At 68.0% G+C, this 14,602-nt stretch carries 11 protein-coding genes; 4 read left to right on the plus strand and 7 right to left on the minus strand.

Annotation, left to right across the window (positions count from 1 at the left end; all coding sequences use genetic code 11):
• Nucleotides 1-17: 17 nt before the first annotated feature.
• The 4 genes from G3545_RS21115 to G3545_RS21130 form a co-directional block, all read right to left on the minus strand.
• Nucleotides 18-962: a phosphatase PAP2 family protein gene (locus G3545_RS21115; RefSeq protein ID WP_170015382.1), complete on the minus strand. Its 945-nt coding sequence runs from the start codon at nt 960-962 to the stop codon at nt 18-20.
• A 140-nt stretch (nt 963-1,102) separates the two neighbouring features.
• The gene (locus tag G3545_RS21120) at nt 1,103-1,636 is read right to left on the minus strand and encodes a hypothetical protein (protein ID WP_170015383.1); all 534 of its coding nucleotides are present in this window, start codon (nt 1,634-1,636) and stop codon (nt 1,103-1,105) included.
• 7 nt (nt 1,637-1,643) lie between these two features.
• On the minus strand, nt 1,644-2,864 hold the full coding sequence (gene rlmN, locus G3545_RS21125) for a 23S rRNA (adenine(2503)-C(2))-methyltransferase RlmN (protein WP_246702509.1): 1,221 nt from the start codon (nt 2,862-2,864) through the stop codon (nt 1,644-1,646).
• Nucleotides 2,865-3,068: 204 nt separating this feature from the next.
• The gene (locus G3545_RS21130) at nt 3,069-4,559 is read right to left on the minus strand and encodes a CoA-acylating methylmalonate-semialdehyde dehydrogenase (RefSeq protein ID WP_170015385.1); all 1,491 of its coding nucleotides are present in this window, start codon (nt 4,557-4,559) and stop codon (nt 3,069-3,071) included.
• Nucleotides 4,560-4,785: 226 nt separating this feature from the next.
• Between G3545_RS21130 and G3545_RS21135 the strand changes: the two genes are divergently transcribed.
• A complete protein-coding gene (locus tag G3545_RS21135; protein ID WP_170015387.1) occupies nt 4,786-5,724 on the plus strand; it encodes a LysR family transcriptional regulator in 939 nt (312 codons plus the stop codon).
• On the opposite strand, the gene G3545_RS21140 is transcribed toward G3545_RS21135, so the two are convergent.
• Nucleotides 5,675-6,664 (minus strand): aldose epimerase family protein, encoded by a 990-nt coding sequence (locus G3545_RS21140; RefSeq protein WP_170015389.1) that lies wholly within the window; start codon nt 6,662-6,664, stop codon nt 5,675-5,677. The two genes, G3545_RS21135 and G3545_RS21140, sit on opposite strands and share 50 nt — an antisense overlap.
• Before the next feature lie 241 nt (nt 6,665-6,905).
• Between G3545_RS21140 and G3545_RS21145 the strand changes: the two genes are divergently transcribed.
• Nucleotides 6,906-7,787: a phosphotransferase gene (locus tag G3545_RS21145; protein ID WP_170015391.1), complete on the plus strand. Its 882-nt coding sequence runs from the start codon at nt 6,906-6,908 to the stop codon at nt 7,785-7,787.
• A complete protein-coding gene (locus tag G3545_RS21150) occupies nt 7,788-10,229 on the plus strand; it encodes an FAD-dependent oxidoreductase (RefSeq protein WP_170015393.1) in 2,442 nt (813 codons plus the stop codon). It begins immediately after the preceding gene.
• A 112-nt stretch (nt 10,230-10,341) separates the two neighbouring features.
• Here G3545_RS21150 and G3545_RS21155 read toward each other — a convergent pair whose 3' ends face one another.
• Complete coding sequence (locus tag G3545_RS21155) at nt 10,342-10,776, minus strand: helix-turn-helix domain-containing protein (protein WP_170015395.1); 435 nt, start codon at nt 10,774-10,776, stop codon at nt 10,342-10,344.
• A 69-nt stretch (nt 10,777-10,845) separates the two neighbouring features.
• Here G3545_RS21155 and G3545_RS21160 point away from each other — a divergent pair, with 69 nt between their 5' ends.
• Nucleotides 10,846-13,098 carry a heavy metal translocating P-type ATPase gene (locus tag G3545_RS21160; protein WP_170015397.1) on the plus strand — a complete coding sequence of 751 codons (2,253 nt, stop codon included), beginning with the start codon at nt 10,846-10,848 and terminating at the stop codon, nt 13,096-13,098.
• 124 nt (nt 13,099-13,222) lie between these two features.
• Here the strand turns inward: G3545_RS21160 and argH are convergent, their stop codons facing one another.
• Nucleotides 13,223-14,602: an argininosuccinate lyase gene (gene argH, locus G3545_RS21165; RefSeq protein ID WP_170015399.1), complete on the minus strand. Its 1,380-nt coding sequence runs from the start codon at nt 14,600-14,602 to the stop codon at nt 13,223-13,225.

The raw sequence follows: 14,602 nt of genomic DNA on the forward strand, positions 1-14,602 counted from the left end.
GAGATCGCCACGTGCGATCACTCGGCGGGAGCGGGGGCTCGCGTCTTGGCGGGGAAAAGCGCTCCGCGCAGCTCGATCGCGGACGTGCGCACGATGCGCGCGAAGCTGACCACGCCAGACAGGGCCGGGCGGAAGGCTTTGCCGGCGCGGACGAATTGGCGCCGCATCGCCAGGCCGGTCTGCCGCATGCCGCGTACCAGCCGCCCGGTGCGTACGCCGAAGCCCCTCAGTATACCGAGCAGCCAGCCCTGCAGCAGGAAGCCGGTCTGCGACAAGGCGAGGCGCGCCTCGTCGTCGTCGATACCGCGCGAGAACAGGATGATCTGCCGCGCCGCCAGTATCAGCAGCACCGAGACGCTGCCGCCCAGCAGCACGTCGGACAGCCAGTGCCCGCCAAAGGCGACACGCAGCAGGCCGGTGAGCAGGGTGAAGAGGCTGGCAATCGCGATGGTGAAGGGGCGGACGGTCGGCGGCGCGAGGGTGGCGGCGCCAACCAGCATCGCCGCGGCCGAGGTCTCGCCCGACATGAAGGAGCAGTTGCGGGTGCAGTTGCCGGAATTGTCCCACCAGGGGCGGAAATCCTGCCTGCCGCCGAACTCGACGACATTCACCGGACGCGGGCGGCCCCAATTCTGCTTGAAGCCGGCATTGACGACCAGAGCGGGGATCGCGAGCGCGATGACGATCAGGAAGATGGCGATGGTCGGGCGCATCGGCATCGGCCGCGAGGGGCGCAGTATGGCGACGATGATCGCCGCGGTCGCCGCCATCCAGCCGAGCTGCGGCAGGTACATGCCGAGCCAGCGCAGCGCCAGTCCCCAGTCGGTGCTGGCGACCGGGAAACTGTTCAGGCTGGCATCGAAAAAGAAGCGGGCGACCTCACGGTCCAGACCGGGGAAAAAGCCCAAAACGAGCGCAGAAAGCACCGCCGTCGCGAGCGCGACGCGCAATGTGATCGGCATGAAGATAGCCCCCAAGTCCCGCAATTGCCCGTCTTCGCGGGCCTTTCAGGAAATTTAATAAGAGGGGCTGACGGTCATGTGACGAAGCTCTTACGAACACCGTCATACAGCGGATTTTTTGCCGCGCGCAGGCGCGCAGATCACGTCTGGCGCGGCCCGTTCTCGGCCGGCGGCGGCAGCGGGGTCGCCGGGTGGGGAGCCGGCAAAGCATCGGTACGCGGCGGCGTCACCGGCTTCCAGAACCCAGCGCTCCAGCCGGCCACCAGCCAATAAGCGAGCCCGCCGGCGAGGCCCGCGGCGATGATGTAGAAATCGCCGTCGAACGGGACCGGCGTCTCGCCATAGGGCTGGAACAGCTGCGCGCCGAGCCAGGCGGAAATGGCGCCGTTGGCGGTGTGGAAGATCCAGGAGCGCACCGCGAAACACTCGGCGAACAGGATGCCGATGCTGGCGATCAGCCACATGGTGGTGACCACGGCAGTGAGCGCCATGGTCGCGCTCATCAGCGCGTCGAGGATCGCGAACAGCTGGATCTCGTCGACGCCGGCGAGCAGGCTGCCGATCTGCCAATAGCCGATGACCACCACCGCCATCGCCGCCAGCATGCCGCAAACATAGCCGAGCGGCACGATGAGGAGGCGCATCAGCAGCCGCAGGATGGCGTCGGTGATCATGGCCCGGTCATTCCGCGGTGGCGGCCATGGCACGCAGGGCGAGGCGCTCGCGCGCCGAGAGCTTCTCGGTCTCGCTCTTGAGCTGACCGCAGGCGGCGAGGATGTCGCGGCCGCGCGGCGTGCGCACCGGGCTGGAGTATCCGGCGCGGAACACGATGTCGGAGAAGTTCTCGATGGTCTCCCAGTCCGAGCACTCATACTTCGTGCCGGGCCAGGGATTGAACGGGATCAGGTTGATCTTGGCCGGGATGCCGGCGAGCAGCTTCACCAGCGCCTTGGCATCGGCCGGTGAATCGTTCACGCCCTTGAGCATGACGTATTCGAAGGTGATGCGCTTGGCGTTGGAGGCGGCCGGATAGTTGCGGCAGGCGTCGAGCAGCGCCTTGAGCGGATACTTCTTGTTGATCGGCACCAGCTCGTCACGCAGATCGTCGCGCACCGCGTGCAGCGAGATGGCGAGCATCGGGCCGACCTCGCGGCCCAGCCGCTCGATCTCGGGAACCACGCCGGAGGTAGAGACGGTGATGCGGCGCTTGCCGATGCCGAGGCCTTCGCCGTCCGCCAGTATCTCGATGGCCTCGGCCACCGAATCATAGGCATAGAGCGGCTCGCCCATACCCATGAAGACGATATTGGTCACCAGCCGGTCGCCCTCGGTGGGCAGGCCGGGGCCGGTAGCGCGCTCGCGGCCGGGATAGTCGCCGAGGCGGTCGCGGGCCACCATCACCTGCGCGACGATCTCGGCGCTGGTGAGATTGCGCACCAGTCGCTGGGTCCCGGTGTGGCAGAAGGAGCAGTTCAGCGTGCAGCCGACCTGGCTGGAGACGCACAGCGTGCCGCGGTCGCTCTCGGGGATATAGACCATCTCGACATCGTGCGGCTTGTCGCCGGCAATGTCGGGCGGCAGCCGCAGCAGCCATTTACGGGTGCCGTCGGAAGACACCTGCTCGACCACCACTTCCGGGCGGGCCACGGAGAAATGCTCGACAAGCTGGGCGCGCAGGCCCTTGCCGATATTGGTCATTTCGTCGAACGAGGTGGCACCGCGCAGGTAAATCCAGTGCCAGAGCTGGGAAGCACGCATGCGCTGCTCGCGCTCGGGCAGGCCAAGCTCGGCCAGCGCCGCGATGAGCCCAGCGCGCGACAGCCCGGCGAGCGAACGCCGGGGGTCGGAAAATGCATAAGGGGCGCTCGCGGTGGCGGGCGCGTTTTCGATCAAGGTCGCCATGGTGTCGATGAGGTGTGTTTGGCCGCCTCATAGCACAAGGTGGCGGGCGAGGCGAATGTGGGGCCGACATTCGTCCTATGTCGTCATCCCGGCCGGAGGCGCAGCCGTAGAGCCGAGATCGCGCGCCGAAAGTGCGCCCTCTTCTGCGCGCGATCCCGGATCGGCCTTGCGGCCGTCCGGGATGACGGCAGTTGGTTAGGTGAACTAGCCCGTCGTCGGCATGACGAACTGGGCGCCTTCGCGGATGCCGGTCGGCCAGCGGGCGGTGGTGGTCTTCAGCTTGGTGTAGAAGCCGACGCCTTCCATGCCATAGACATTGCGATCGCCGAAGATCGACCGCTTCCAGCCGCCGAAGGAGTGGAACGCCACCGGCACCGGGATCGGCACATTGATGCCGATCATGCCGGCCTTGGCGTCGCGGTCGAAGGCGCGGGCGGCGTCGCCGTCGCGGGTGAAGATGGCGGCGCCGTTGCCATATTCATGGTCGTTGACGAGGCGCAGTGCCTCGTCATAGCGCTCGACCCGCACCACCGAGAGCACCGGGCCGAAGATCTCGTCCTTGTAGATGCTCATGTCCGAGGTAACCCGGTCGAACAGCGTACCGCCGAGGAAATAGCCGCCCTCATAGCCCTGCAGCTTGAGGCTGCGGCCATCGACCACCACCTCGGCACCCGCCGCGACGCCCTCGTCGATGTAGCGCGAGACCTTGGCGAGGTGCTCCTTCGTCACCAGCGGGCCCATCTCGCTGTCGCGGTCGAGGCCGGGGCCGACCTTCAGCGAGCGCACCTTCGGCGCCAGCCGGTCGATCAGCGCGTCGCCGACGCCGCCGACCGCCACCGCCACCGAGACCGCCATGCAGCGCTCGCCGGCCGAGCCGTAGCCGGCGCCCATCAATGCATCGACGGTCTTGTCGAGATCGGCGTCGGGCATCACCACGAGGTGGTTCTTGGCGCCGCACAGCGCCTGGGCGCGCTTACCGTGCGCGCAGGCAGTCTTGTAGACATATTCGCCGATCGCGGTGGAGCCGACGAAGCTCACCGCCGCGATGTCCGGATGGGTCAGCAGCGTGTCGACCGCTTCCTTGTCGCCCTGCACCACGTTGAACACGCCGGCCGGCAGGCCGGCCTCAGTGAGCAGTTCGGCCATGATCAGCGAAGCGCTGGGGTCCTTCTCGGAGGGCTTCAGCACGAAGGTGTTGCCGCAGGCGATCGCCACCGGGAACATCCACATCGGCACCATGGCCGGGAAGTTGAACGGGGTGATGCCGGCGCACACGCCGACCGGATGGCGGGCCGAGAACACGTCGACGCCGCGCGCCACCTGGTCGGTGAAGTCACCGCGCAGCAAATGCGGGATGCCGCAGGCGAACTCGACGACCTCGATGCCGCGGGTGACCTCGCCCTTGGCGTCCTCGAAGGTCTTGCCGTGCTCCTTGGTGATGGCGGTGGCGAGCGCATCGATGTTGCGCTCCAGCAGGTCCTTGTACTTGAACATGATGCGGGCGCGGGTGAGCGTCGGGGTCTCGCTCCAGGCCGGCAGCGCCGCCTTGGCGCTCGCCACCGCCTCGTCGACCGTGGCGGCGGACGCGAGCAGCACCTCGCCGGACTGCGCGCCGGTCGAGGGATCGTAGACCGGTGCGGTGCGGCCGTTGGTGGTGACGGTCTTGCCGCCGATGAAATGCCCGATCGTTGCCATGTCCGTTCCTCACTCGTTGCGGGCAACCTCATCCTGAGGCGCCCGGCGCCAGCCGGGCCTCGAAGGATGCTCCCCCGCGCCCTGCTGCAGCATCCTTCGAGGCACGCTGCACTCACACCTCAGGATGAGGTTGCGCAGCAGGCCATTCCATATGTTCTTGTGCTTGTCGAAACTCCTCACTTCAACGACGATGATTTCGCATCCGTTGTGCAGGAATGAGCAGACCATGGATTGGGACCATCTACGCGTCTTCCTCGCCGTCGCCCGTGCCGGGCAGATGCTGGCGGCGGGGCGGCAGCTCGGGCTCGACCACGCCACGGTCGGGCGCCGGCTGGGGGCGCTGGAGGCCAGCCTCAAGACCAAGCTGGTCGAGCGCCGCACCACGGGGTGCGAGCTGACCCCCGCCGGTGAACGGCTCTTGGACCATGCCGAGCGCATGGAGACCGAGATGCTGCAGGCGCAGTCCGCGCTCGGCAATGTCGACCTCACGCTCTCCGGCACGGTGCGGATCGGCGCGCCGGACGGTTTCGGCACCTATTTCCTGGCGCCTCGGCTCGGCGCGCTGGTGGAGCGGCACGCGGCGCTGACCGTGCAACTGGCCCCGCTGCCGCGCAGCTTCTCGCTGCCCAAGCGCGAGGTCGATATCGCCATCACCTTGCAGCGCCCGCAGGAGGGGCGGCTGGTGGCGCGCAAGCTCACCGACTACACGCTCGGGGTCTATGCGTCGCGCGCCTACCTTGAGCGCACCGGGCCGGTCGGCGATCTAGGGGCGCTCAGCGGGCGCACGCTCGTCACCTATGTGCCGGATCTCGTCTATAGCCCGGCGCTCGATTATTTCGAGACGTTCCGCGAGATCGAGGCGCGGCGGCTGGAATGCGCCAGCGTGGTCGGGCAGATGGAGGCGGTGCGTGCCGGCGCCGGCATCGGCATCCTTCACGACTATGCCGCGCGCGAGCATGACGAACTGGTCCGGCTGCTGCCGGACCTCGGCTTCCAGCGCGCCTACTGGCTGGTGACGCACGCCGACATCCACGCGCTGCGCCGCGTGCAGGAAGTCGAGGGCTTCATCGTCGATGCGGTGCAGGCGGAGCGCGCGCGCTTTGTCGCGCGGCGCGTCAGCCGAAGCGATATTCGGTCACTTGCCGGTAGCGTTCACCCGGCCTGAGCCAGGGCGAGGGGAAGTCCGGATGGTTCGGCGCATCCGGGAAATTCTGCGCCTCGAAGCAGATGCCGGCATGCGCGCCATGGCGCTGGCCACCGAGGCCGTGCGAGCCCTCGGCCAGCTTGGCGCCGTCATAGAGCTGGAGGCCGGGTTCGCTGGTCCAGACTTCCAGCGTCAGGCCATCGGCAGCCCGGGCGCGGGCGGCGAAGGCGAGCCGGTCGCCGCCGGGCTCGATGCGCGTGCGATCGAGCACATAGTTCAGGTCATAATGCGTGGCGTCGCCATCGAGCCGGCGAGGAGTGGTGAGATCGTATGGGGTTGAGGCAACTCCAAGGATCTCTCCGGTCGGGATCAGGTCCGCATCGGTCGGCGTATAGCGCCCGGCGGCGACCTCGACCGTGAGGCCGCGCACGGAGGCACCCGGCTCCAGGGTGAAATAGGAGTGGTGAGCGAGATTGACCGGCGTGGTCCGGTCGGTCGTCGCTTCCATCTCGATGCGCAGCGTACCGGGTGCGCACAGGCGGTAGGTGCAGCGGACCTCGACCGTTCCGGGATAGCCTTCCTCACCGTCCGGCGAGGTGCGTCCCAGTGTGACGGAGGCAGCGTCGCGGGCAAGGATTCGCCACGGCCGGCGATCGAAGCCGCGCTCGCCGCCGTGAAGATGGGTGCGTCCCCTCTCGTTCAGCGCCAATTGGTAGGTCGTACCGTCCAGCGTGAAGCGGCCCTTGCCGATGCGGTTGGCGACGCGCCCGCAGGTGGCGCCGAGATGCGGCGGATTGGTGCGGTAGAGTTCAGCATCCTCAAAGCCCAGCACGACGCGGCGCGGCCCGCTGGGGGCGGGGACGATGAGGTCGTGCAGCACCGCGCCGAAGCTCAGCACCCGGGCGACGGCGTCGCCGGCGCGCAGCTCGATCTCTTCGAATGGCTCTTCGGGTTGGGTCATCCGGGGCTCCGTTGCGGCTGGGAGGATGGCGCGCCTCTGCTTCAACATCCTTCGAGGCCCGGCTTTGCCGGGCACCTCAGGATGACGTGGCTTTATAGAACGACGTCATCCTGAGGTGCGAGCGTCAGCGAGCCTCGAAGGATGCTCAAACAGAGCACCGCCCGCGCCAAATCCCGCAATAGCCAGCCGCCCCGGTGGCCGGCATAGTAATGGAGGGACCCAAACGGAATCGCCGGACGCAATGGATGCCGAAGCCGCCGCCGCCCGCGTACGCGGCCTCGCCTTCTGGCGGGGGCCGGTGGAGCCGGTGCCGCTGAAAGGCGGCATCACCAACACCAATTTCCTCGTCGAGGATGGTGGCCGGCGTTATGCGGTGCGCATCGGCCACGACATCCCGGTCCACGGCATTCTCCGCTTTGCCGAGCTCGCGGCCAGCCGCGCCGCCCATGCGGCCGGGGTCTCGCCCGCCGTGATCCATGCCGAGCCGGGTGCGATGGTGCTCGATTTCATCGAGGGGCGGACCTTCACAGCGGACGACGTGCGCGCTGAGCTGCCGCGCGTGGTCGAACTGGTGAGGCGCACGCACCGCGACATCCCCCGGCATCTGCGCGGGCCTATGCCGATATTCTGGGTGTTCCACGTCATCCGCGACTATGCGGCGACGCTCGGGGAGGCGGGATCACCCTACGCCGCGGCGCTGCCGGCCTTGCTCGCCACTGCGGAGCGGCTGGAGGCGGCGGTCGGCGCCGTCGAGATCGTGTTTGGGCACAATGACCTGCTGCCGGCCAATTTCATCGATGACGGCCGGCGGCTCTGGCTGGTCGATTGGGATTATGCCGGCTTCAACACGCCGCTGTTCGATCTGGGCGGGCTTGCCTCCAACGCCGGCTTCACGCCGGCGGAAGAGGACGCCTTGCTCGAAATCTATTACGGCCAGCCGGCGGATGACGGGCTGCGCCGGCGCTTCCAGGCCATGCTGACCGCCTCGCTGCTGCGCGAGGCGATGTGGAGCATGGTGTCGGAAATCCACTCGACCATCGATTTCGACTATCGCGCCTACACGGATGAGAACCTCCGGCGGTACGATGCGGCGCTCGCCCGCTTCAACGAGATGGATCGATAGATGCCCGACCTTCCTTCTTCCGCCCGCGTCGTCATCATCGGCGGCGGCATTGTCGGCTGCTCCGTCGCCTATCATCTCGGCAAGATGGGCTGGACCGATGTGATCCTGCTGGAGCGCAACCGGCTGACTTCGGGCTCTACCTGGCATGCGGCGGGCCTCGTCGGGCAGTTGCGCTCCAGCGCCAGCATCACCCAGCTGCTCGGCGAATCCGTCGATCTCTATAAGAGGCTGGAGGCGGAGACCGGCCTCGCCACAGGTTGGAAGATGAATGGCGGGCTGCGGCTTGCCTGCAACCAGGACCGCTGGACCGAGGTGAAGCGGCAGGCAACCACCGCCAAGAGCTTCGGCCTCGACATGCAGTTGCTGACGCCTAAGGAGGCGCAGGAGCTGTGGCCGCTGATGGAGATCGGCGAAGTGGTGGGCGCTGCCTTCCTGCCGACCGACGGGCAGGCCAACCCCTCCGACATCGCCCAGGCGCTGGCGCGCGGCGCGCGGATGGGCGGGGTGACCATCGCCGAGCAGGTCCCGGTGACGGGGATCGAGGTGGTGGATGGCGCGGTTGTTGCCGTCGTCACCGATCAGGGTCGCATCGCCTGCGAGAAACTGGTCATCTGCGCCGGCCTGTGGTCACGGCAGGTCGGCAAGCTGGCGGGGGTGAACATCCCGCTGGTGCCGGTGCAGCACCAATATATCGTCACCGAGCCGATCCAAGGCGTGCCGCGCAACCTGCCGACGCTCCGCGATCCCGATCGCCTGACCTATTACAAGGAGGAGGTCGGTGGGCTGGTGGCGGGTGGCTATGAGCCGAACCCGATCCCCTGGGCCGAGCGCGGTATTCCCGAGGGCTTCCATTTCTCGCTGCTCGAGGAGAATTGGGACCACTTCGAGCCGATCATGCAGCTCATGCTCGGCCGCGTGCCGGCGCTGGAGACGGCGGGCATCAAGCAACTCATCAACGGGCCGGAAAGCTTCACGCCCGACGGCAATTTCATCCTCGGCCCGGCACCGGAAGTGAAGGGCGTCTATGTCGGCGCCGGCTTCAACGCGTTCGGTATCGCGTCCGGCGGCGGCGCCGGCATGGCGCTCGCCGAATGGGTGGCGACCGGCGCGCCGCCGTTCGACCTGTGGCCGGTCGATATCCGCCGCTTCGGCTCCAACCATCGGGGCGAGGGCTGGGTGCGCACCCGCACGCTGGAGGCCTATGGCCGCCACTACACCATGGCGTGGCCGTCGGAGGAGTTCGACAGCGGCCGGCCGTTGCGCCGCTCACCGCTCTATGAGCGGCTGAAGGAATCGGGCGCGGTGTTCGGCGAGAAGCTGGGCTGGGAGCGCGCCAACTGGTTCGCCGCCCCCGGCGAGGAGGCGCGCGACCGCTATTCCTTCGAGCGGCCGAACTGGTTCGAGGCAGTCGGGCGCGAGCACACGGCCTGCCGCGAGCGGGTGGCGCTGTTCGACCAGACGTCGTTCGCCAAATATCTCGTGGAGGGCAAGGATGCCGAGGCGGCACTGTCCTTCCTCTGCGCCAACAATATCGCCAGGCCGCCGGGCGCGCTGACCTATACGCAGTTGCTGAATGCGCGCGGCGGCATCGAGTGCGATCTCACCGTCGCGCGGCTCAGCGAGGACCGCTTCTACATCGTCACCGGCACCGGCTTTGCGACGCATGACGCGCACTGGATCGCGAGCAACATCCCGGCGGGGCTCGATGCACGGCTGAGCGACGTCACCTCGTCGCGCGCGGTGCTGAGCCTGTTCGGCCCGCGTGCCCGCGACGTCCTCGCCGCCTGCACGCCGGACGACGTTTCCAATGCCGCCTTCCCGTTCGCCACCTGCCGCACCATCAGCATCGCCGGCGCGCCGGTGCTGGCGCTGCGCATCACCTATGTCGGCGAACTGGGGTGGGAACTGCACGTCCCGACTGAATACACGGCGACCGTGTTCGAAGCCCTGCTGGCGGCGGGCGCGCCGCATGGTCTGAGCCTTGCCGGCTATCGCGCCATCGAGACACTGCGCCTGGAGAAGGGCTATCGCGCCTGGGGCGCGGAGATCGGGCCGGACCATTCGCCGCTGGTCGCGGGTCTCGGCTGGGCGGTGAAGCTGAAATCCGATGTGCCGTTTCTCGGCCGCGACGCGCTCGAAGTGCAGAAGGCGAAGCCGCTGCCGCGGCTGCTCGCCGGCTTCACGGTCGATCCGGCCATCGTGCTGCTCGGCCGCGAGACCATCTTCCGCGATGGTCGCCGCGCCGGCTGGCTGGCGAGCGGCGGCTTCGGCCATACGCTCGGCAAGAGCATCGGTTACGGCTATGTGCGCGATCCCGGCGGGGTCGACGCGGACTATGTGCGGGCCGGCAGCTATGAGCTGGAGGTGGCGGGCGAGCGGGTGCCGGCCACGGTGTTCCTGGCGCCGCTTTATGATCCGAAGATGGAGCGGGTGAAGGCGTAATCCCTCATCCAATCAAATCGTCATCCCGGCCGAAGCGAAGCGGAGAGCCGGGATCGCGCCTCATTCCGCGGACGATCCCGGCTCGCGCCTGCGGCGCGTCCGGGACGACAACTTACGAGGTTTTGTGATGGTGACGGCACTCGCCATGGTCGGCGAGGATCTCGATCACCCGGCATTCGGCGACATGGCCGTGGGCGCAGCCTTCGACCATGCGCTGCAATTCGGCGCGCAGCGCGATCAGGCTGGCGATGCGCTGTTCCACTTCGATGAGGCGCGCGCTCGCAATGGCGTCGGCAGCGGCGCAGGACTGGTGGGGGTCGTCCTGCAAGGCCAGCAAGGTGCGGATGGCGTCGATCTCGAAGCCGAGTTCGCGGGCATGGCGGATGAAGGCGAGGCGGCGCATCTCGGCCTCGCCGAAGGCGCGGCGCCCGCCTTCGGTGCGCACCGGGGCGAGCAACAGGCCAATCTCCTCATAATAGCGGATGGTCGGCACCTTGACGCCGCTCGCCCTGGCCGCCTCGCCGATGGAATGGATCGCGCCCTGCATTTTGGCTCTTGCTCCTCTAGTCGCTAGAGGATGTAGGTTCCCTGCCGGATCACGCAAGGGACCGGGACGATGACGATTTCCGCTCAGCAGCAGCGCTTCCGCGTCGAGGGCATGGACTGCGCCGGCTGCGCCACCAAGATCGACCGGGCGGTGCGCCGTATCAACGGCGTCGAGGAGGTTTCGGTCTCGGTGATGGCCGGCACCATGACGGTGCGCCACGCCGGCACTGTCGTCGCCGAGATCGAGAGCTGCGTGACCGGCCTCGGCTACGGCATCGCGCCGCTGAATCGCGACGTGCCGGCGCCGGTGCCGCCGACCCCGCACGATCACGACCATCATGATCACGACCATGCCGGCCACGACCATGATCACGCCGGTCATGACCACGCTCATGACCATCACGATCATGGCGCCAGGCAGCCCGAAGTCTCCGGCATGCATGGCCATGACCACGGCACCGAGGAAGGTGCCTGGTACGCCACCGCCAAGGGGCGGCTGGCCATTGCCTGCGGTCTCGCCGTGGTCGCCGCCTATGGCATCGGGCGGATCTGGCCGGGGCTGGACCTTTATGTCTTCACCGCCGCCATGCTGGTTGGGCTGATCCCGATCGCCCGCCGTGCCGTCGCCGCGGCGATGGCGGGTTCGCCCTTCTCGATCGAGATGCTGATGACGGTTGCCGCGGTCGGCGCGGTCATCATAGGCGCCGGCGAGGAAGGCGCCATGGTGGTGTTCCTGTTCCTGGTCGGCGAATTGCTGGAGGGCGTCGCCGCCGGCCGCGCCCGCGCCAGCATCCGCTCGTTGACCGCCTTGGTGCCGAAAACCGCGCTGCTGGTCGAGAACGGCATCACCCGCGAAGTGCCGGCCGAGCAGGTTGCCGTCGGCGCGCTGATCCTGGTGCGCCCCGGCGAGCGCATCCCCGCCGACGGCACGGTGATCGAGGGCGCGAGCTCTGTGGACGAGGCGCCGGTGACCGGCGAGAGCGTCCCCGTCCGCAAGGCGACGGGCGACAGCGTGTTCGCGGGCACGGTGAATGGCGAGGCGGCGCTGACCATCCGCGCCACCACACCGGCTTCGGACAACACCATCGCCCGCGTGGTGCGGCTGGTGGAGGAAGCACAGGAGAGCAAGGCGCCGACCGAGCGCTTCATCGACAGCTTCTCGCGTTGGTACACCCCCTTCGTGGTGCTGCTGGCGGTACTGGTCGCTGTGGTGCCGCCGCTGTTCTTCGGAGCCGGCTGGGACGCGTGGATCTATAAGGGCCTCGCCATATTGCTGATCGGCTGCCCGTGCGCGCTGGTTATCTCGACGCCGGCGGCGATTGCCGCGGCGCTGGCCTTCGGCGCTCGGCATGGGCTGCTGATCAAGGGCGGCGCAGTGCTGGAGACGCTGCGGGGCATCGATGCGGTGGCGTTCGACAAGACCGGCACCCTCACCGAGGGCAAGCCGAAGGTGACGGATATTGCCGGGCTCGCGCTCATTGAGCCCGAGGTGCTGCGGCTGGCCGCGGCGTTGGAGAGCGGATCCAGCCATCCGCTGGCAGCGGCGATCCTCGCTCGTGCGTCCGAGGGCGGCGTCGCCATCCCGGCGGTGCGCGAGGCGGCAGCTTTGGGCGGCGAAGGGGTGAGCGGCATTGTGGAAGGTCGCGTGCTGTTCCTCGGCTCGCCGCGGGCGGCCGGCGCGCGCACCTCATTGGCGGGTGCGCAGGCGCGGATTGATGCGCTGCAGGCCGAGGGCAAGACCGTCGCCGTGCTGCTGGTGGACGATGCCGCGGCCGGCCTGATCGCCATGCGCGACGAGCCGCGCCCGGATGCCGCCGCCGGCCTCAAGGCGCTCGCCGCCGCCGGCGTGCGCATGCTGATGCTGACCGGCGACAATGCCCGCACCGCGCAGGCGGTCGGCTCGGCGCTCGGCATCGAGGCGCGGGCCGAACTGATGCCGGCTGACAAGCTGCGCATCGTTGGCGAGCTTCAAAAGCAGGGGCTAAAGGTGGCGCAGGTTGGCGACGGCATCAATGACGCGCCGGCGCTCGCCGCGGCCGATGTCGGCATCGCCATGGGCGGCGGCACCGACGTGGCGCTGGAGACCGCGGACGCCGCTGTGCTGCACGGTCGGGTGGCGGATGTCGCGGCGATGATCGATCTCGCCCGCCGTACCATGGCGAACATCAAGCAGAACATCGTCATCGCGTTGGGGCTGAAGGCGGTGTTCCTGGTGACGACCATCCTCGGCATCACGGGGCTTTGGCCCGCCATCCTCGCCGACACCGGGGCGACGGTGCTGGTGACGATGAACGCGCTGCGGCTGCTGGGGCGGCGGACGTGAGTCGTCCTGCGTGAGCATCCTTCGAGGCCGGCCTCTGGCCGGCACCTCAGGATGAGGTCGTGTTAAAGAACAACCTCATCCTGAGGTGCGAGCATAGCGAGCCTCGAAGGATGCTGAAGCAGAGCTACCCCAACTGCTTCAGCCACCGCTTGGCCTGGGCGCGGACGTTCTTCGGCGCGGTGCCGCCATAGGAAACCCGGCTTGCCACCGACTTCGACACCGAGAGCACGCCGAACACCTCACTCGTGATGCGCGGCTCGATTTCCTGCATCTCGGCAAGCGTCAGCTTGTGCAAGGCGATGCCCTTGCCGCTCGCCAGCGCGACGATGCGGCCGGTGGCGTGGTGTGCGTCACGGAACGGCAGGCCGAGCACGCGCACCAGCCAGTCGGCAAGGTCCGTCGCGGTGGAATAGCCGGAGCCGGCCGCCGCTTTCATGCGGTTCTCGTCCGGCACCGCGTCGCGCACCATGCCGGCGGTGGCGGCGATCATCAGCGACAAGGTGGAGAGCGCGTCGAAGGCGCCTTCCTTGTCTTCCTGCATGTCCTTGGCATAGGCCAGCGCGAGGCCCTTCATCACCATCAACAGGCCCGAGAAGGCGCCGGCGATGCGGCCGATCTTGGCGCGCACCAGTTCGGCGGCGTCCGGATTGCGCTTCTGCGGCATGATGGACGAGCCGGTGGTGAAGCGGTCGGAGAGCTTGAGCAGGGCGACCAGCGGCGAGGTCCAGATCACCACTTCCTCGGCGAAGCGCGAGAGGTGCATGGCGCAGATCGCCGCGCTCGACAGCGTCTCCAGCACGAAGTCGCGATCCGACACCGAATCCAGCGAATTCGCCGTCGGCCGGTCGAAGCCGAGCGCCTTGGCGGTGGCGAAGCGGTCGATCGGGAAGGAGGTGCCGGCGAGTGCCGCGGCACCCAGAGGGCACTCATTGAGGCGTGCGCGGGCGTCCGCAAAGCGCCCGCGGTCGCGCCCTAACATCTCGACATAGGCCAGCAGATGGTGGCCGAAGGTCACCGGCTGCGCGGTCTGCAGATGGGTGAAGCCGGGCATCACGGTTGCGGCATGATCCAGCGCCTTTTCGGCGAGCGCGCGCTGCAGATCGGCGAGCTGGGCGTCCAGCGTGTCGATGGTGTCGCGCACATAGAGCCGGAAATCGGTCGCCACCTGGTCGTTGCGCGAGCGCGCGGTGTGCAAGCGCCCGGCGGAGGCGCCGATCAGCCCGGCGAGGCGGGATTCGACATTCATGTGAATGTCTTCCAGCGAGCGCTGGAAGGTGAAGGAGCCGCCCTCGATCTCTGACAGGATCGTGTCTAGACCGGCGACGATCTTTTCGGCATCACTCGGCTCGATGATGCCCTGCGTCGCCAGCATGGCTGCATGTGCCTTCGAGCCGGCGATGTCCTGGGCGTAGAGGCGCTGGTCGAAACCGATGGAGGCGTTTATCTCCTCCATGATAGCTGCAGGTCCGGTCTCGAACCGGCCGCCCCACATCTTGTTGCTCAT

The organism is Starkeya sp. ORNL1 (assembly GCF_012971745.1).
GTDB lineage: Bacteria > Pseudomonadota > Alphaproteobacteria > Rhizobiales > Xanthobacteraceae > Ancylobacter.